The 19,742-nt window shown below is 54.6% G+C and carries 15 protein-coding genes and 2 rRNA genes (1 of these 17 only partly in view); 3 read left to right on the plus strand and 14 right to left on the minus strand.

The window, feature by feature from the left end; all coding sequences use genetic code 11:
* Positions 1–976: 976 nt before the first annotated feature.
* From gltX to FLT43_RS14060, 4 genes are all read right to left on the minus strand, one after another.
* Positions 977–2,431, minus strand: coding sequence for a glutamate--tRNA ligase (gltX, locus tag FLT43_RS14045; RefSeq protein ID WP_087444214.1), 1,455 nt, complete (start codon positions 2,429–2,431; stop codon positions 977–979).
* A gap of 57 nt (positions 2,432–2,488) precedes the next feature.
* The gene (gene ispF, locus FLT43_RS14050; protein ID WP_087444213.1) at positions 2,489–2,971 is read right to left on the minus strand and encodes a 2-C-methyl-D-erythritol 2,4-cyclodiphosphate synthase; all 483 of its coding nucleotides are present in this window, start codon (positions 2,969–2,971) and stop codon (positions 2,489–2,491) included.
* A gap of 70 nt (positions 2,972–3,041) precedes the next feature.
* Entirely contained in the window at positions 3,042–3,755 is a 714-nt protein-coding gene (gene ispD, locus FLT43_RS14055) for a 2-C-methyl-D-erythritol 4-phosphate cytidylyltransferase (protein ID WP_087444212.1), read from the minus strand.
* A 42-nt stretch (positions 3,756–3,797) separates the two neighbouring features.
* Complete coding sequence (locus FLT43_RS14060; RefSeq protein WP_087444211.1) at positions 3,798–4,889, minus strand: PIN/TRAM domain-containing protein; 1,092 nt, start codon at positions 4,887–4,889, stop codon at positions 3,798–3,800.
* 202 nt (positions 4,890–5,091) lie between these two features.
* Between FLT43_RS14060 and FLT43_RS14065 the strand changes: the two genes are divergently transcribed.
* On the plus strand, positions 5,092–5,487 hold the full coding sequence (locus FLT43_RS14065) for a nucleoside triphosphate pyrophosphohydrolase family protein (RefSeq protein ID WP_087444210.1): 396 nt from the start codon (positions 5,092–5,094) through the stop codon (positions 5,485–5,487).
* Positions 5,488–5,603: 116 nt separating this feature from the next.
* Here FLT43_RS14065 and pssA read toward each other — a convergent pair whose 3' ends face one another.
* From pssA to FLT43_RS14105, 8 genes are all read right to left on the minus strand, one after another.
* Entirely contained in the window at positions 5,604–6,332 is a 729-nt protein-coding gene (gene pssA, locus FLT43_RS14070) for a CDP-diacylglycerol--serine O-phosphatidyltransferase (protein WP_087444209.1), read from the minus strand.
* Positions 6,333–6,386: 54 nt separating this feature from the next.
* On the minus strand, positions 6,387–7,460 hold the full coding sequence (gene disA, locus FLT43_RS14075; protein WP_087444208.1) for a DNA integrity scanning diadenylate cyclase DisA: 1,074 nt from the start codon (positions 7,458–7,460) through the stop codon (positions 6,387–6,389).
* A gap of 16 nt (positions 7,461–7,476) precedes the next feature.
* A complete protein-coding gene (radA, locus tag FLT43_RS14080) occupies positions 7,477–8,844 on the minus strand; it encodes a DNA repair protein RadA (RefSeq protein ID WP_087444207.1) in 1,368 nt (455 codons plus the stop codon).
* A gap of 244 nt (positions 8,845–9,088) precedes the next feature.
* Positions 9,089–11,527: an ATP-dependent protease ATP-binding subunit ClpC gene (clpC, locus tag FLT43_RS14085; protein WP_087444206.1), complete on the minus strand. Its 2,439-nt coding sequence runs from the start codon at positions 11,525–11,527 to the stop codon at positions 9,089–9,091.
* 2 nt (positions 11,528–11,529) lie between these two features.
* Positions 11,530–12,615, minus strand: a complete 1,086-nt coding sequence (locus FLT43_RS14090; RefSeq protein WP_087444205.1) for a protein-arginine kinase McsB — start codon at positions 12,613–12,615, stop codon at positions 11,530–11,532.
* Between the two features lie 59 nt (positions 12,616–12,674).
* The gene (locus tag FLT43_RS14095; protein WP_087444204.1) at positions 12,675–13,238 is read right to left on the minus strand and encodes a protein-arginine kinase activator protein McsA; all 564 of its coding nucleotides are present in this window, start codon (positions 13,236–13,238) and stop codon (positions 12,675–12,677) included.
* 99 nt (positions 13,239–13,337) lie between these two features.
* Entirely contained in the window at positions 13,338–13,802 is a 465-nt protein-coding gene (locus tag FLT43_RS14100) for a CtsR family transcriptional regulator (protein ID WP_087444203.1), read from the minus strand.
* 255 nt (positions 13,803–14,057) lie between these two features.
* Complete coding sequence (locus FLT43_RS14105; protein ID WP_087444202.1) at positions 14,058–14,954, minus strand: LysR family transcriptional regulator; 897 nt, start codon at positions 14,952–14,954, stop codon at positions 14,058–14,060.
* Between the two features lie 136 nt (positions 14,955–15,090).
* On the opposite strand from FLT43_RS14105, the gene FLT43_RS14110 reads away from it, so the two are divergent.
* Positions 15,091–16,587, plus strand: coding sequence for an SLC13 family permease (locus FLT43_RS14110; RefSeq protein ID WP_208620097.1), 1,497 nt, complete (start codon positions 15,091–15,093; stop codon positions 16,585–16,587).
* A gap of 37 nt (positions 16,588–16,624) precedes the next feature.
* Positions 16,625–17,866 carry a 2,3-bisphosphoglycerate-independent phosphoglycerate mutase gene (gene apgM, locus FLT43_RS14115; RefSeq protein ID WP_087444201.1) on the plus strand — a complete coding sequence of 414 codons (1,242 nt, stop codon included), beginning with the start codon at positions 16,625–16,627 and terminating at the stop codon, positions 17,864–17,866.
* A 1,046-nt stretch (positions 17,867–18,912) separates the two neighbouring features.
* On the opposite strand, the gene rrf is transcribed toward apgM, so the two are convergent.
* Positions 18,913–19,029: ribosomal RNA gene (rrf, locus tag FLT43_RS14120) — 5S ribosomal RNA — on the minus strand.
* 61 nt (positions 19,030–19,090) lie between these two features.
* Positions 19,091–19,742: ribosomal RNA gene (locus FLT43_RS14125) — 23S ribosomal RNA — on the minus strand; it runs 2,269 nt beyond the window's last position.

The raw sequence follows: 19,742 nt of genomic DNA on the forward strand, positions 1-19,742 counted from the left end.
TCAAGCGTATACTTCAAACATTTACTTTAAACGCATACTCCAATACGTACTCCAAAATACTGCAAAATTACATGATTTTCATCAACACCGTTGGACGGCCTAATGAATCCTGCAAATCTACAGGAATTCTCGCTGTTCTTGCTCAAAAAGTCGTCTGATTAGCAAAAAAACTGCACTTTTGCAGCATTTCACGCTCATTCCCGCTCCGAGGTGAAAAATTGCTGCGTTTTTGCAGGATTGACGGCCGTCCAAAAACGTTGCCAGTCTACAGATTATAAGCAGACCGAGGCCCCTTCAAGTCCTTCATACAAAAAACGCCTCCGCAGCCGGCATCGGCTGCAGAGGCGCAAGGCGCGGTTCCACTCTGCATAGACAGCGATTAGGCGCCTGCAGCCCCATTGCAGGATTTGGCCACGCCAACGAATATCGCTATCCATCTTCACTGTCCCGTAACGCGGACAACCCGCCGCCCCCTACCCGTGCCCGATGCACGCTCAAGGACGGAGCTTCCGGGCGCAACGCGCCAGCCGCGAACCGGAACGACTTGCAGCCTGCAGGCTTCGGCTGTCTTGTCTGCCGCGTCCTGCCCGGTCGTTCTCTCTGTGCGGTTCAGTATCGCTGACGCTCTCCCGTTCAACGCCTTTTTGGATGATTCGACTTCTTATCGTCCACCTTAGATTATTGCCTTTCCTAACATCCCAACTATCCTGATGCTTCTCAGTATATCGGATCGGTCCGCCGGCTGACAATAAGAAGTTGGCCCCTTAGGGGCGGTCGACAGTTATGCCCCTTGGCCGAGACGGCCTGCACTATGCCACATAGCCGCGACAGCTCGCAGGTGATGCCTCCTGGCCGCGACGGCCCGCAGGTATGCCACTTGGCCAAGGCGGCCTCACATCTGCGCTCCTCGCAGTGGCGGTTCCGCAGCTACACGCCTAGGCGCTGACAGACCGCTGGCTCAGCCGCTGACGGCCGCCTACGCGCCTTGGCGGAGACGGTTCAGAACCGTCTCTTTGCCGAGCAGCACGATCGTCTCGTTCAGATCCCGTCCATGCATCTGGCCGGATACGGCAACGCGGACCGGCATGAACAGCCCTTTGCCCTTGGCGCCGGTCTCCTTCTGCACTTCCTTCAATGCAGCCTTGACCATGTCGGCGTCCCACGCGTCCGCCGCTTCGAGCTTGGCGTGCAGCGCCTGCAGCACCGCCGGAACCTGCGGCTCCTCGAGGATGGCCTTCGCCTCTTCGTCTATCGCCAGCTCATCGCGGAAGAACATCTCCGACAGCTCAACGATGTCCGAAGCGCAGGTCATCTGCTCCTGATACAGCTTCACGAGCGCCTTCGCCCAAGCATGCTGCTCTTCGCTCAGCGCCTCCGGCAGGCGTCCCGCCTTCTGCAAGTGCGGGATGGCGAGCGCCGCAATCCGCTCCGGATCCGCCTGCTTCATGTATACGTTATTCAAGTGAGCCAATTTGTTCGTGTCAAATACGGCCGGACTCTTCGACAGCCGGTTCGCATCGAAGATCCGAATCAACTCCTCGCGGGAGAAAATCTCCTCTTCCCCTTCCGGCGACCAGCCAAGCAGCGCGATGAAGTTCAGCATCGCTTCCGGCAAATAGCCGAGCTGCTCGTATTGCTCCATGAACTGGATGATCGACTCGTCCCGCTTGCTCAGCTTCTTCCGGTTCTCGTTCACGATGAGCGTCATATGCCCGAATACCGGTGCTTCCCACCCGAATGCTTCGTAGATCATCAATTGGCGCAGCGTATTCGTGATATGATCTTCGCCGCGCAGCACATGCGAGATGCGCATCAAGTAATCATCGAGCACGACGGCAAAGTTGTAGGTCGGGATGCCGTCCTTCTTCACGATGACCCAGTCGCCGGTCGTCTCGGACTCGAACGTAATCTCGCCCTTGACGAGATCGTGGAACGTATAGGAGCGCTGCTCCGGCACCGCGAAGCGGATGCTCGGCTGGCGGCCTTCCGCTTCCAAGCGCGCCCGGTCCTCTGCCGTCAGATGGCGGCAAGTACCAGCGTACTTCGGCGTCTCCCCTCGCGCCATCTGCGCTTCCCGATCCGCCTCCAGTTCCTGCTCGGTACAGTAACAGTGGTAGGCGAGACCGCGCTCCAGCAGCTCGTCCACATGCTTGTTATAAATATCGAGACGCTCAGTCTGACGATACGGCCCGTATTCTCCGCCGACATCGACGCTCTCGTCCCAATCCATGCCGAGCCATTGCATATACTTGAACTGATTCTCTTCGCCGCCTTCCACATTGCGCTTCACGTCCGTATCCTCGATGCGGATGATGAATTCCCCGCCTTGATGACGTGCGAATAAATAGTTGAATAATGCCGTGCGCGCATTGCCGATATGCAGATGTCCTGTCGGACTTGGCGCATAGCGGACACGAATGTCGTTGCTCATTAGGATTCCCCTCCGGACACATTGCCTAGTCTTGATCTATCCAATAATGATACCATATCACTGCGAAACGTGAAATAAGCACACAACCGCTTGCGCCGCGATGCCTTCCCCCCGGCCCGTGAAGCCGAGCTGCTCGGTGGTCGTCGCCTTGACGTTGATCTGCGACACGTCCGCTTCCAGGAGACGCGCCAGATTGGCGGCCATCTCCGGCACATACGGCAGCATCTTCGGCTTCTGCGCGATAATCGTGCAGTCGAGGTTGCCGAGCCGGTAGCCCCGCTCCTTCGCCAGCGCCCATACCTTCTCCAGCAGGACGCTGCTGTCTGCGTCCTTATATGCTTCGTCCGTATCCGGGAAGTGCTTGCCGATATCGCCCAGCCCGAGCGCCCCGAGCACCGCGTCGCTGACCGTATGCAGCAGCACGTCCGCATCGGAGTGCCCCAGCAGCCCCTTGTCATACGGAATATGCACGCCTCCGATAATGCAAGGACGGCCTTCCACCAATTGGTGGACATCGAAGCCTTGTCCCACTCGTATCATGTTCTGCCTCTCCCTTCGTCGTTCCATCCGTTGTTGCCGCTCTTTTTACCCTTCTTTGTACCCTTCTTTTTTACCGCTCTTCCCCTGACCGTGCTGCGCGGCGGGCGAGCCACCAGGACGCCCATTCCAGATCGTCGGGCGTCGTCAGCTTCACATTCGTGTATTCCCCTTCCACGATGCGGACCTGCATCCCGGCCCGCTCCACCAGCATCGCATCGTCGGTGCCGATGAATCCGTCCTTAGCGGCCTGTTCATGCGCCGCCATCACGTCGGCAAGACGAAAAGCCTGTGGGGTCTGAATCGCCCACAAGCTGCGTCGGTCCGGCGTCGCCGTAATGACGCCTCCGTTCACCTGCTTAATCGTATCCTTCACCGGCACGGCCAGGACGGCCGCCCCATGCTCTCTGGCAGCCCGATAGCATGCCTCTACGCTGTCCGTCTCCACGAATGGCCGCACGCCGTCGTGAATCAACACATAGTCCAGGCCTAGCGCCCGGACCGCCTGGAGCCCGGCGTACACGGAATGCTGCCGCTCCGCGCCGCCGGCGACGATAGCCCGGACCTTGTCCAAGCCGCACTCCTCCTGCCAAGCGGCGCAGCGGGCCGTATCCTCCGGGGAGACGACCCAGACGATGGCTTCGCATGCCGGCATCGTCTGGAACCGCTCCAGCGTATGTATAATGACCGGCTTGTCCAGCAGCGGTAAATATTGCTTGCTCTCGGCGGCGCCCATGCGCGATCCTCTGCCGGCCGCCACGATAACCACTCCAAAGCCCTGTTCCATCCCTGTCAACCTCCATGATGGTGCTCTTCCCATCATACCTGTTTATTGGGCTTTTTCCAACAGTTTCGGCTTGGCAAAAATCATGCGTCCGGCCGACGTCTGCAGTACGCTCGTCACGAGCACCTCCATCGTCATGCCGATATACTCGCGTCCGCCTTCGACGACGATCATCGTGCCGTCATCCAGATAAGCGACGCCTTGGCCATGCTCCTTGCCGTCCTTGATGACCTGGACGACGATCTCCTCGCCAGGCAAGACGACCGGCTTGACCGCATTGGCCAGGTCGTTGATGTTCAGAACCGACACGCCCTGCAGCTCGCATACTTTATTCAAGTTGAAGTCGTTCGTGACCACTTTGCCTTTCAACACTTTGGCCAGCTTCACCAGCTTGCTGTCCACCTCGGAGATTTCCTCGAAGTCTCCTTCGTAGATCAGCACCTTCACTTCCAGTTCTTTCTGGATCTTATTCAAAATATCCAAGCCTCTCCGGCCGCGGTTCCGCTTCAGCAGGTCCGACGAATCAGCGATATGCTGCAGCTCTTCCAGCACGAATTCCGGGATCACGATCGTCCCTTCAATAAATCCTGTCTTGCAGATATCGGCGATGCGGCCGTCGATGATGACACTCGTGTCCAATATTTTATGCTCTTCGAAACGAACCTCTTCTTCCTCCGGCACCGGCTCGCTCAGCCATGGCAGGGCGGCGATCCATTCCGCCATATCCTGCTGCTTCATCAGCGCGATCTGCACGCCCGCGCTGGCGAACAGCACCAATAGTACGGCCGACAGCATCAGCCCGCCGCTTCCGAATTCACGCAGCAGCGGCGTCAGCAGCGCGCCGAAGCAGATTCCGGCGAAGGCGCCGGCCGTGCCCGTAACCAAGGTTCCTGTGGACACGAGCGCGATGCGCTCCCGCCATCCATTCCAGCTTTTTGCCAACGGCATATAAAGTACACGACTGATTACGAATAAGCAAAATGCCCCGCCTAACGCCCATGTGAGCCGGCCGGCAGATAGTCCCGGATTCACCAATCCCGTGAAGCCCATGGTCTGGGCATACCAATAGCCATGGAGCTCCCAACCGGCCCAGGCGCCGATAAGGCCCGCTATTCCGGTAAACCAACGTTTGAACATGTGCGTCCACCTCCTCACTTTCAATCGATTTCCTTACAATTATGGCCCAAGCTCCCGGCTCCTAATCGTTGATTTCCATATTTTCCTGCCTGTCCAAGTTGAAATATGGTAATTCAGAGACGTATAATGGACATGAAACCGTGTTGTGAGCGATTCATGCGGCCTGTGTGCCGCATCATATCAAGAATAGAGGTGGATGGAAATGAGTACTCCCAATTTGCAAGCGCTCCAAGAGCAAGTAGCCGATCTTGTACTGCGACACCGGAGCCTGTTGGACATTCTGTCCAAGTACGGCCAGTCCGACGCCTCGGTTAACCGTGCCGTTACGAAAGCAATCACTGAATGCGGATGCCTGGAGCTTCATGCCAAGCGTCAGCCTTATAAGGCAGAGATGGACGTGGAGGAAGCTCGCCAGTCCCTCGAAAGCCATGTACACGGCCATTTATGCGAAAATTGCAAAGATATCGTGAAGCACGAACTGGGCAAGCATCTGTTCTATATGTCGGCTCTGTGCAACCTCCTCGACATCAGCCTTGACGATGTGGTGAAGCAGGAATCCAGCCGGTGCGATACGCTCGGTATCTTTAACTTGTCTTGAAGAAGCAGCCGCAGCCGCGGCTGTTTTTGTGTTCAGGCACGCGAAAAAGCCCTCTCCGCCAATGGAGAGGGCTTCTTCCGTATAATATCATGAACGATAGCAAGTGCAGGATGCCGTTACGAATGCTTCGAGCGGACCCATTCTTCCGAATCACGCTGCTTGCCTCGACGCCGGTTCAGCATCCTAACGTTTTTTTTTAAGCCGAGCAGAGCGTACAGGACCAGCGGCACGAAAATAAGCTTCGGCGTCTGCTCCGGCTTCCAGAGCGCGATGCCGACAGCTGCCGCGATGACGAAAGGCGTCAGCCAGAGCGCTTTTTTGGAAATGCCGACCTTTTTGAAATTCGGGTATTTCACGGTGCTAACCATTAAGTACGATAACAAAAGCATGGCGATGATGAGATACGGTGCCGGAATACTTTCATGGAACAGCGCCAAGGTGCAGGCCACACCGCCTGCAGCCGGAATCGGCAAGCCGATGAAGTAACCCGGAATGCCTGCCTTCACATTGAAGCGGGCCAGCCGGAGCGCCCCGCAGATCGGGAAGATGGCGGTCACTACCCATCCCAATGCTGGAGTCATATCGCTAAAAGCTACAACGTACATAATAAATGCCGGCGCCACACCGAAGGAAATGACATCGGACAAGGAATCAAGCTCTTTGCCGAATTCGCTCTGCGCGTTCAAGGCCCGGGCCACGCGGCCGTCGAGACCATCCAGCAGCATTGCGATGATAATCATGAGAGCAGCCAAATCATAATTATTATGAAACGCAAGCATGATGGAAATGATTCCGAGGAACAGGTTACCAACGGTAAACAAGCTCGGAATGGACTTTGTAATCATAGGTTCACCTCTAATTTTACTATGCCCAACGTTCATCTTTTCATTGTAGGAAAATCAAATTTGCCTGTCAATGAATACCTGCTCCTGAATGCGCTTGAGCCCTTCCTTGATAGCGCGTGCACGCACTTCGCCAATTCCGTCCACGTCGTCCAGTTCTTCAATCGTAGCCATCATGACGTGAGGCAAGTATTGGAACGTGTCCACCAGGTTCTGTATGATGACGTTCGGCAAGCGAGGAATCTTGCTCAACACGCGGTAACCGCGTGGCGACACGGATTCATCCTGAATTGCGCTTGTCGTCGGGTAACCGAGCAGCCGAATCAGATGATGCGCGTCCAGCAGTTCGTCGGCCGTGCTCTTCTTCAGCTGAACGAGGATATCGCGGACTTTGTCATCCCCGTTGTCGCGGGCATAGTCCTTGAGCAGCAGCCACGCATCCTCCTCCGTATTGCTGACGAGCTCTTCCAACTGCATGCTGATGAGACGGCCTTCCGTTCCCAGCTCGTTGATGTAACGCTTTATCTCCATTTTAATACGTAATACCATCTCGATCCGTTGCAAAACATTGACGACATCGTACAACGTCACTTGCTCCTCGAACTCGGAAGCGGTCAAGTTCGTCATTCCCTGAACGAGCACGGCTCGATATTTCTCCAAGGTCTGTATCGCCTGATTCGCCTTCGTCAGGATAACGCCGATCTCCTTCAGCGCATAGCGGAGGCTGCCTTGATACAGGGTAATAATATTGCGGCGCTGGGAGATCGAGACGACCAGCTTGCCCGTCTGCTTCGCGACCCGCTCCGCCGTGCGGTGGCGAATCCCCGTCTCAATCGACGGGATGGAGGAATCCGGGATCAGCTGCGTGTTCGCATACAGGATCCGCTTCACGTCTTCGCTCAAAATGATCGCGCCGTCCATCTTGGCCAACTCATACAAGTAGCTCGGCGAGAAATCGCTGTTGATGGAAAAGCCGCCATCGACGACCTCCATCACTTCCGGGCTGTAGCCGACGACGATAAGCGCGCCTGTCTTCGCCCGGAGCACGTTCTCCAGTCCGTCGCGGAACGGAGTGCCCGGCGCCACCATGCGCAACAGATCGTTCATAATATCCTGCTGACTGTCCTTCATTCTATATCTAAGCCCCCTAACCTAACGCTGCGGTCAATGCTTCCGCTACCGTATTTACGCCCACTATCTCAATATGTCCAGAAGGGGTCCATCCCCGCAGGCTTTTCTCTGGCAAAATAATCCGCTTGAAGCCCAGCTTCTCGGCTTCCTTCACGCGCTGCTCCGCACGGGACACCGCGCGCACTTCTCCTGTCAGTCCCACTTCGCCGAAGACGACGTCATACGCCTGGGTCGGCATATCGCGGAAGCTCGACGCCAAGGCGACTGCAATGGCGAGATCGACCGCTGGCTCATCGAGCTTCAGCCCGCCGGCCACATTCACATAGGCGTCCTGGTTCTGAAGGAACATGCCCATGCGCTTCTCCAGCACGGCAATGATGAGCGACAACCGCTGATGATCGATTCCCGTCGACATTCTCCGCGGCGAAGGGAAGTTCGTCGCCGACACGAGCGCCTGCATCTCGACAAGAACCGGGCGCGTCCCTTCCAAGCTGGCGACGACCGTCGAACCGGAGACGCCAAGCGGGCGTTCCTGAAGGAACATCTCTGACGGATTCTTCACTTCCGTCAAGCCGCCTTCCGTCATCTCGAAGATGCCGATCTCGTTCGTGGAACCGAAGCGGTTCTTCACGGCCCGCAGGATGCGGTACGAATGATGGCGCTCGCCTTCGAAATAAAGCACGCAGTCCACCATATGCTCCAGCATGCGGGGGCCGGCAATGGCTCCTTCCTTCGTCACATGGCCGACGAGAACGGTCGCGATGCCTCTTCCCTTCGCAATGCGCATGCACACGCTTGTGCATTCGCGAACTTGAGCCACGCTACCGGGAGCCGATTCGACCGACGGCTGATATACCGTCTGGATCGAGTCGATGACGAGAAAATCGGGGCTCATGGCCTCGATCGCCTCTTCGATATACTGCAAATTCGTCTCGCTCAGGACGAACAGACGCTCGGACAGCACCCCGAGCCGGTCGGCGCGCAGCTTCGTCTGGCGCGTCGATTCCTCGCCAGACACATACAGCACCTTCAAGCCGCTGACTGCCAGCGCATTGGACGCCTGGAGCAGCAGCGTCGATTTGCCGATGCCCGGGTCACCGCCCACGAGGATGAGCGAGCCCGGCACCAGGCCGCCGCCGAGCACACGGTTCAATTCGTCAATCGTCGTGGACAGGCGCGCTTCCTGTTTACTTTCTATTTGTATGATCGATTGCGGTTTTTCTTTCGTCCCAATGAAGGATGTGTGGACGCCCGCCGTCTTAACGACCGTCTCCCGCTCCTCCACCATCGTGTTCCACTCGCCGCAGCCCGGGCATTTGCCCATCCATTTCGGCGATTCATATCCGCAATCCGTACAGAAAAACTTGGTTTTTACTTTGGCCATATCAGCCGACACTCCTACTGACGCATCATTGTATAGGTTGCCACATCTATATTAGGTTTATCGGCATAACGCGATACAAAGATAAAGCGTGACAAATTTTTACTGGCTATTGCCGAAGATTGTACATTACCTTTAAGTTTACCATTTTTAAGTAGGGGGCGAAAGGACTTTCGCATTTCATGAAAAAAACGCATCTCCTCCCGGAGGAAGAGATGCGCTTGGATGGATCCATTCTATGAAAATGTCAGGCCTTGGTCGGCGTAGTGCGCAGCACGACCAGGTTGCCGTCCTGTTCGTCGATCGTGACGGAATCACCTTTCTCAATGTCGCCCTTCAGCAATTCCTCGGACAGGCGATCTTCGATATGCTTCTGAATCGCCCGGCGGAGCGGACGCGCTCCGTAGGCCGGATCGTAGCCTTCCTTGGCCAGGAACGCCTTGGCCGCATCGGTCAATTGGAAATCGACCTCCTGCTCCTTAAGCCGCTTGCGCAGTTCCTCGGCCATCAGCGTTACGATCTCGGCAATATGCTTCTCTTCCAGCGAGTGGAAGACGATAATCTCGTCGATCCGGTTCAGGAACTCCGGACGGAAGCTCTTCTTCAATTCCGCCATCACTTTGTCTTTCATATTGTTGTAGTCGCGCTCATTGTTGTCGGAGGAGGTGAAGCCCAGCGTCGTATTGCGCTTGATCGCCTCTGCGCCGACATTCGAAGTGAGAATGATGAGCGTGTTGCGGAAGTCGACGACCCGTCCCTTGGAATCGGTCAGGCGTCCGTCCTCCAGCACCTGCAGCAAGATATTGAATACTTCCGGGTGCGCCTTCTCGATCTCATCGAGCAGCACGACGGAGTATGGCTTGCGGCGCACCTTCTCGGTCAGCTGGCCGCCTTCTTCATAACCGACATATCCCGGAGGCGCTCCGACCAAGCGGGCGGTCGAATGCTTCTCCATATACTCGGACATATCGATGCGGATGACCGCATTCTCGTCGCCGAAGAGCGACTCCGCCAGCGCGCGGGCCAATTCCGTCTTCCCGACCCCGGTCGGGCCGAGGAAGATGAACGAGCCCATCGGGCGCTTCGGATCCTTCAAGCCTGCCCGTGCCCGGCGAATCGCCCGGCTGACCGCCTTGACCGCTTCGTCCTGGCCAATGACGCGCTCATGCAGGACCTCTTCCATATTGAGAAGACGCTGCGTCTCTTCTTCCTTCAGCTTCACGACCGGCACGCCGGTCCAACTGGAGACGATCTGGGCGATATCTTCCGGCGTTACCTCGGAATCCATGCGGCCCTGCTTTTCCTTCCACTGGTTCCGCACCGAATCCAGCTCCTCGCGCATCTTCTGCTCCGTATCGCGAAGCGCTGCCGCTTTCTCGAATTCCTGGCTCTGCACGGAAGCGTCCTTCTCCTTGCGGATGTCGTCCAGACGAGCTTCCAGTTCCTTCAGATTTGGCGGTACCGTGTAGGAATTCAAGCGTACTTTGGACCCTGCCTCGTCAATCAGGTCGATTGCTTTGTCCGGCAGGAAGCGATCCGTAATATAGCGGTCGGACAGCTTCACGGCCTGCTCAATCGCTTCATCGCTAATTTTGACGCGGTGATGCGCTTCATAGCGATCCCGCAGCCCTTTCAAAATCTGAATCGTCTCTTCAAGCGTCGGCTGATCGACGGTAATCGGTTGGAAGCGGCGCTCCAGCGCGGCATCCTTCTCGATATATTTGCGGTACTCATCCAAGGTCGTCGCCCCGATGCATTGCAGCTCGCCCCGGGCCAGCGCCGGCTTCAAAATGTTGGACGCATCGATGGCGCCTTCCGCTCCGCCCGCGCCGATGAGCGTGTGCAGCTCGTCGATGAACAGGATGATATTGCCCGCCTGGCGGATCTCATCCATAATTTTTTTCAACCGATCCTCGAATTCACCCCGGTACTTCGTGCCGGCCACGACAGATCCCATATCGAGCGTCATGACGCGCTTGTCGCGCAGCGTCTCCGGAATCTCATTGTTGATAATCTTCTGAGCGAGCCCTTCCGCTACCGCGGTCTTCCCGACGCCCGGCTCCCCGATGAGGACCGGATTGTTCTTCGTCCGGCGGCTCAGCACCTGGATGACGCGCTCAATCTCTTTGCTGCGGCCGATGACCGGGTCGAGATTGCCTTCCTTGGCGGCAGCCGTCAGGTCGCGTGCCAGACCGTCCAGCGTCGGCGTGCTCACATTTTGTGATTGGCCATGATGGCTGGATACCGCTTCACTGCTGCCCAGCAGCTGCAGCACCTGCTGGCGCGCCTTGTTCAGGCTGATGCCGAGGTTGTTCAACACACGGGCCGCTACGCCTTCGCCTTCACGAATGAGGCCAAGCAAAATATGTTCCGTACCCACATACGTATGGCCCAGCTTGCGGGCTTCATCCATGGACAGCTCAATGACTTTTTTGGCGCGTGGGGTGTAGGCGATGTTGGTCGGCTGCTCCTGCCCGCGGCCAATGAGGGATTCCACTTCGTCCTGAATCTTCTCCAGACCGAGGCCGAGCGCGACGAGCGCCTTGGCGGCAATGCCTTCGCCTTCCCGGATCAGGCCAAGCAAAATATGCTCGGTTCCGATATTGTTATGTCCGAGACGCACGGCTTCTTCCTGAGCCAATGCCAATACTTTCTGGGCACGTTCCGTAAATCTTCCGAACATCATATTCAAGCACCTCCATTGGTCGTCTTTGATTTGCTTAATTTGTCGCGTATCAGTCTTGCCCGATACATGTCGCGTTCTTCCGTAGACAATGATTTCTTGTATATATGCTGAAGGAAGCCTGGCTGTGTCATCACAAGCAGTTCATTGAAATCGGAAGGATCAAGATGGTTCAAAATAATCAGATCCGAACCGAGCCGGATATCCGACAGCCGTTGGGCCGCTTCCTTGGAATCCATTATCGCCGCGTGCTTCAATATCCCGTAGGATCGGCAGATGCGATCCGTCAGGCGCATGCGGTTGTTCTCCAGCAGCTGTTCGCGCGCCGCCTTCTCATGCCCGATGATTTGCTTTACGACGCTGTACAAGCTGTCGATAATCTCGGCTTCCGATTGGCCAAGCGTAATCTGATTCGACACCTGGAACAGATTGCCTATCGCCTCGCTGCCTTCGCCGTAGATGCCGCGCACCGCCAGCCCCACCTGGTTGACCGCCTGCAAAATGCGGTTAATCTGCTGGGTCATGACGAGGGCCGGCAAATGCATCATGACGGAGGCCCGGATCCCCGTGCCCACATTGGTCGGGCAGCTGGTCAAGTACCCCCGCTTCTCATCGAATGCATAATCGACATGCGCCTCGAACACATCGTCGATACGGCTGGCCTGCTCCCACGCTTCCCGAATCTGCAGCCCTGGGTACAAGCATTGAATGCGAAGATGGTCTTCCTCGTTCAGCATAATGCTGATAGACTCATCCTCGCTCAGAATGACCGCCCCGTTCCGCGATTCATTCACGAGGGTCGGCGAGATCAAATGCTTCTCAATCAGCACCTGCTTCTCCAGATCGCTTAGTTCCGCCAGGTTCCATCGATGGAAAGACGTATGGAAGCCCGACATCTCCGGCTGCTCGATGACCGCGGTCAGCTGGTTCAGCACTTCGGCCGATTGCTGATTCGTCGCAAGCAGCGGGAACGGCACGCCGCATAGGTTGCGCGCTACGCGGATGCGGCTGCTGATGACGATCTCGGAGTCCGGTCCCGTTCCGCGCATCCAGTCACTTATCGCATGCTCCATGAATTGGCGTTGGGCCATTTCGTCATCTCCTTTCACCTTGCCGATCATTCGTCGTTATCATGATATCGTTCAGGGGGTTAGCCATGCTGAACAGGCGAGTCAGGGCCCCCTTCGCTCCCTTCCTTCTCCAGCTGCCGAATACGGTCGCGCAGCTGCGCCGCCCGTTCGAATTCTTCCTGCGCAATGCTCTTCTGAAGCTCGAACTTCAATTCATCCAGCTCACGCTTGCGTTGGATGCGCCCGCCGCCGCGCTTCGGAATTTTGCCGGTATGGACCGTATTGCCATGAACCCGCTTCAACAGCGGATCAAGACGGTTGCCGAAGAAGGAGTAGCATTCGTCACACCCGAACCGGCCCAGCTTGCCGAACTGAGAGTAGGTCAGCCCGCATTTCTCGCAGCGCATCGCTTGGGGCTTCTGCCCACCGTAGTCGCCGCTTCCCTGGGCGGCTCCGCCGGACAGATCGAAGTCCAACAATCCTGACAGCAAATTATGGATGGAGAAGCCGTTAGCCGTGCCCGGTATCCATTCGCCTTTCTCACGAGCACATGATTCACAGATGTGAAATTCCGTCTTCTGCCCGTTTATGATTTTCGTAAAGTGCAGTGTAGCCGGCTTCTGACCGCATTGTTGACACATCATGGCCATTCTCCTCCTTATCCTCGTGGGTTCAAATTATAGTAAAGGGATCGGCAGTCCGACTGGCGCCTGCTTCCCGGGTTAAAATAATGGCGGCATGCGCTAGTGCTTGCTTAGCAGCCCGAGCAGCATCGCACGCAGGAGACGGGCGCGGATCTCGTCCCGATAGGGCAGCTTCACCGCCAGATTGTCGCGTGATACGGCCGCCCGCAGCAGAATCGCTTCCCGCCGGGAAATGACGCTCGCTTCTTCCAGTTGATAGATGAGCCCTTCCGCTGCCTCTTGCCCGATCCGATTGCCAATCGATTCGCATAGATGGGCATGAATCGCCCGCTGAGCCGGAAGCTCAATCCGCTGAATGCGGATATAACCGCCGCCGCCTCGCTTGCTCTCCACAACATATCCCTTCTCCAAGGTGAAGCGAGTGCTGATCACATAGTTAATCTGGGAAGGAACACAGGAGAACTGCTCTGCGAGATCATTCCGCTGAATCTCCACGGCGCCTTCCGGACTATCGATCAGCATAATTTTCAAATGCTGCTCAATCAAATCGGAAATATTGCGCATCTTCTGCCCTCCTTTGCGTCCATATCTCTCTATATTAGCTTTAACCATTATTGACTGTTACTTATTCGGAGATGACAAAAACAATGGGTTTTTGTCAAATTAAGTCTGACTTTGACTTTCTTTGACCTTGACTTTATGATAGCACTTTTTTCTTGTGTTTTCAAGCGGATTCTTCATACGCCCATCCTTATTTAGTGTAACAAAAATGAACCAATATTAAACTTGCATACCAAAGAATTAAGGAAATCCGAAGCCCTAGGATCGATGCGCGGCCCTATCCAGCAAGGCGATGAACTGTCTTGCCGCCGGGGATAGATGCTTGTTTTTATGAAAAATATAACGAATGCCCCGTTCAAAGGTTACATCCTCCATCGGAATCTTGACAAGCAACCGGCTGTCGATTTCCTGCTTCACCGCAAGCCCGGACACCGCCGCAATGCCTAGTCCGTGTATGACACCTTGCTTGATCCCCTCGAGGCTGCTGATTTCGATTGTATTGGAGATGGCAATCCCCGCTTGCCCAAGTTTTTGATCAAGAAAATGCCTTGTCGCTGAATGATCCGGCTTCATCAGAAAGGTCTCATGCTGGAGATCATGCAGGGTGCACATGTCTTGCTGCGCCAATGGATGGTGCGGCGGCGCAATAAATACAAGATGATCTTGATGAAACGTGCTCGCATAAAAACGGGTCTCGTCGATGGGAATATGATCCGATAAGACGAGAAATTCCACGCCGTTGGACTCCAGCAGCTGCGTGAGCTGTTGGGACGACGTTATTTTCATGCTGATATTAATATTGGGGAACTGCGCTTTATATTGAGCAAGCATGGAAGGAAGCAAATAGACGCCAACGAAGTTGCTTGCGCCAAAGGAGAGGGTCCCTGCTGACATATCCTCCATTTGATGAAGATGCTCCTTGGCCGCTTGCAGCAAGTTCACGATCTGTTCCGCGTAGGGCTTGAACAGCTCGCCTTGTTTGGTTAAGTACAGCTTTTTGCCGATTCGATCGAACAGGCGCGTCTCCAAGTCCTCTTCCAAGCTTTGAATTTGCATGCTGACCGCCGGTTGAGAACAGTAGAGCCGTTCCGCCGCCTCCGTGAAATTTAAACAATGAGAGAGCGTAATGAAGGTTTCGAGCTTGTTGATATTCATCGCATGACTCATCCTCCTCCGATATAACTATAACGAAATGTTATGAATACGATTATGCAATCAAATTGTCTTATAATTATAGGCGCCGTTATAATGAAAACGCAATCATTTTTTATCACTTTGGGAGGATGTTTTCATGACGATGAAGCCATTCAAGTCAGACGGCAATTCCACAGAACCGAACAAACCAGTGGCGAAGAAAGGTCGCTTTGAATCGATATTTAAAAAAGCAGGGATTCCGCTAGCCGTCCTGGTGTTCCTCATTCTGATGCTCATGCCCACGCCCGCAGGCTTGGAGCCGCAAGCGCAAAAAGCGATTGCAATCTTCGCCAGTGCGCTTATACTATGGGTCAGCGGCGCCTTGCCGATTTACTTAACCTCCATGATCGCCATTATTGTGCTGAGCTTATCCGGTACCGCTGAAGAGAAAACGGCCTTCGGCACGCTTGGATTTGATGTCATTTGGCTCATGGTGTCCGCGTTTATTCTTACCTCCGCGATGATTAAGTCCAATCTGGCGCGAAGGTTTGCGCTCTGGATGGTGACCAGGTTCGGACAAACGCCAAAGAAGACATTGCTTGTCTTAATTTTCATCAACTTCGCCCTCGCGTTCTTCGTGCCATCGACGACAGCGCGGGCAACACTCATGGTGCCGATCTGTCTCATCTTGTTGGAGATCTATAAGGCCACTCCCGGAAAAAGCAATTTCGGCAAATTAATGATGCTGCAAGGGGTACAAGCCGATGCGATCGCCACATCCGGAGTGATGACCGCGACGGCTGCGAACATCATTGCCGTCGGCTTCATTAACGAGCAAGCTGGAGGCTCAATCGGATATATGGATTGGCTCGCCGCCTCCATGCCAACGGCCATCATTACGATGCTGCTGACGTTCTTCGTTGGTCTCAAGCTCTTCTCCTTCAAAGGGGAGGCGGAGTTCGAAGGCGCAATGTCCAAGCTCAAAGATGAATTGAAGAAGCTGGATAAATTTTCGCTGGATGAGAAAAAGGCCATGACAATCTTCTTGCTTACGGTTCTGTTATGGGCGACGGAAGATTATCACAAATTCTTGTTCGGCTTCGAAATTAGTGTATACATGACAGCGGTCATTGCAGGCGTGCTCTGTCTGCTGCCGCGAATCGGATTGCTTACTTGGAAGGAAGCCAACATTAAATGGGATCTGATGATTTTTGCCGCAGGCGCTTATGCCGTCGGGAATGCGTTGGAGAAGTCGAAGGGCGCCGAATGGATGATCAACAAAGTCGTCTACGGTCTCGGCCTGGAACAAATGAATCATATGCTCGTCTATGTCGTCGTTATCTTTATCAGTATGTACAGTCATTTAATATTCACGAGCAAGACGGTACGGACCACGATCCTGATTCCCGCTTTTATCGCGCTGGCCAAATCGTTAGGGATGGACCCGGTTACGCTTGCCCTGGCTTCCGCCATGACGTTAACCTATACGATTACGTTACCGCCGCATTCAAAAGTAAATACCATTTATTTCTCAACCGGATATTTCAGCGTGTTTGATCAGGTGAAATATGCTATCGTTACCTGCTTTATCGGTGCGACCGTCATTAGTGTGTCCGTATTTACGTGGTTCCAAATTCTTGGATATTCATTATAAGCATGTTCAGATAAGCAAATGATAGAGGAGTGCGCCCATGCTATACAGAAAAGTAATTATGGCCATTGCAGACGGATCGGGAGATCGCCCGCATCCGCTTTTAAATGATAAAACACCGTTAGAATATGCCGATACACCTCATTTGGATCGGTTGGCTGCGGAAGGAATCACTGGCATGATCGATTTAATCGGATCGGGAATTCCCGTTGGAACCGATATGGGGCATATGATATTATTCGGCTTTCAGCCGGAGGACTATCCGGGCCGCGGCCCCATTGAGGCGCTCGGCATCGGTATGGACGTCGAGCCCGGAGATGTCGTGCTTCGATGCAACTTCGCCACGATTAATGACGAGGGCGTTGTCCTGGACCGCCGTGCCGGGCGAATCCGCAACAACACGGCAGGGCTTGCCGATGCGCTTGATGGGATGGAACTCATTGAAGACATCCGCGCTTACTTCAAGCCGGCAACGGAGCATCGGGCTGTGCTCGTTCTGCGCGGTACCGGTCTTAGCGATCGGATCAGCGATTCCGATCCGAAAGCGCCGAACGACGGCCAACCTTATCTCCCTGTTGAAGCGCTGGATGAGACGCCGGAAGCGAAGCGGACCGCCATGGCCGTTAACCTTTTTATGAAAAAGGCCCATGCGATTCTTGCTTCGCATCCCATCAATCGGGAGCGTATGGCGCAAGGACATCCGCCTGCCAACTTCATTCTGACCCGAGGCGCGGGAAGAATGGCGCAATTGGAGCCCATCGCCACGACAATGAAGTTCCGCGGCAGCTGCATCGCTGCGGAAAGCACAGTGCTCGGGGTGGCCAAGCTGGCCGGCTTCGAAGCGATTACCGACGCCAGGCTGACGGGCAGCATAGATACTGACGTTGAACTAAAAGCAAAGCTGGCGCTTGAGCAAATTGCCCGCCATGATATTGTCTACGTCCATCTCAAGGCTCCTGATTTGATGGGACATGACAATGACCCGTTGAAAAAAGCACTCACCCTTGAATTATTCGACCGGATGGTCGGGCTGATCGCGGAGCAGCTGCCTGACGACGTCTACTTGGCTCTGGCCGCGGATCATTCAACGCCTTGTGAAGTGAAGGAGCATACGGGAGAGCCTGTCCCGGTCGTGATCTACGGCCCGAGCATCCGCAAAGATCGGGTAACATCTTATAATGAAATGGACTGCGCATATGGCGCCTTAGGGTGCATGTCCGGCAATGAGTTCGTGAGGACCTTGCACGGTCTGATGGGATATGTGAAGAAGCAGGGAAATTAAGTTCAATCCGAAGCGGAGTCTTTGATCGCATCAAAGACTCCGCTTTTTTGTATGGGGATATTGCTCGCCTGAGTTGAGGATGATCGCTCGTTCGATATTTGGCTCTCCACAAAGCTGTGGATATCCGTTGTTAAAATGCATGATCTTACATGATATTTGTGAACATTCCGTGGATATTGTGTATTAAAATGTGGATGATGAGGATAACATGCAGGATTTTGCAGGCCAAAAAGATATTCACAGGTGGATAACTTTATTTATTGGCGATTGGGCTTATGAGACAACATTCGTTTCGCTGTCTGGTCTGACTTGTGGACAAATTACGCTTAACTGCTCGTCGAAAGTTCACTTCTTCTCGCAAGGTCTCGAAAAGTGATGCTAACCCGGCAAGCCTTGTCGCTCAACGTCACCTGTGGTATCTCTATATCCGTATGCCTGAACCGCCTGCACAGTTGGCAGTGCATATATGGTCTTCCACGTATGCATTATATAACCTTGCATTATATTGCCTTGTACACCCTTGTCTTGTATGGCCAGTAAAGTAAACACAGTTTCTTGGAGCTAGCATGACCTGTACAACGAATTTTCAGTCATATGAAGACGGCGTGGAGTCTCTGCAAGGGTAACATCGCTAGTGCGAATCCTGCAAAAATGCAATATTTCGCCAGACACGCCTATTCGAAAATGGGAATCCTGCAAAAGCGCAGCAATTGCCTATGCAAGGCTTCACCAAATAGGGAATCCTGCAAAAATGCAGCAATTTCCCCCGTTTCGCTTGACTTAGGTGCAAAAGGGAGTAAAATGATGTAGATTTGCAGGAATTACGTCGTTTATCGACTCAGACAGCACAAAATACTGTATGTATGCAGCAATTCGTCCTCCACACGCTCAGTCCCAGGAAGCGACGACGCCTCTAGGATGACAGTCCGACCGGTTACCGCATTCCCCTGCATCGCCTCTGCCCCGTCTGGCGACTCCGCTTCGCCCCGGGAACTATGACTGTGGACATAAAAAAACCACCGACAGAAAGTCAGTGGTCTTTGTCTGCTTGGCAGCGTCCTACTCTCCCAGGACCCTGCGGTCCAAGTACCATCGGCGCTGGAGGGCTTAACGGTCGTGTTCGGGATGGGTACGCGTGGAACCCCTCCGCTATCGCCACCAAACAGATAAGGTATTGTACCTTAAAAACTGAATGCGAAAGTTTGTCTTGCGAATCATCTTACTTAGGATAAGCCCTCGACCGATTAGTATTGGTCAGCTCCATGCATTGCTGCACTTCCACCTCCAACCTATCTACCTCGTCGTCTTCAAGGGTCTTACCAATGTGGGAAATCTCATCTTGAGGGGGGCTTCACGCTTAGATGCTTTCAGCGCTTATCCCTTCCGTACTTGGCTACCCAGCTATGCCTCTGGCGAGACAACTGGTACACCAGCGGTACGTCCATCCCGGTCCTCTCGTACTAAGGACAGCTCCTCTCAAATTTCCTACGCCCGCGACAGATAGGGACCGAACTGTCTCACGACGTTCTGAACCCAGCTCGCGTACCGCTTTAATGGGCGAACAGCCCAACCCTTGGGACCTACTTCAGCCCCAGGATGCGATGAGCCGACATCGAGGTGCCAAACCTCCCCGTCGATGTGGACTCTTGGGGGAGATAAGCCTGTTATCCCCAGGGTAGCTTTTATCCGTTGAGCGATGGCCCTTCCATGCGGTACCACCGGATCACTAAGCCCGACTTTCGTCCCTGCTCGACTTGTAGGTCTCGCAGTCAAGCTCCCTTCTGCCTTTGCACTCTTCGAATGATTTCCAACCATTCTGAGGGAACCTTGGGGCGCCTCCGTTACTCTTTAGGAGGCGACCGCCCCAGTCAAACTG

The sequence above is a fragment of the Paenibacillus thiaminolyticus genome (assembly GCF_007066085.1).
GTDB lineage: Bacteria > Bacillota > Bacilli > Paenibacillales > Paenibacillaceae > Paenibacillus_B > Paenibacillus_B thiaminolyticus.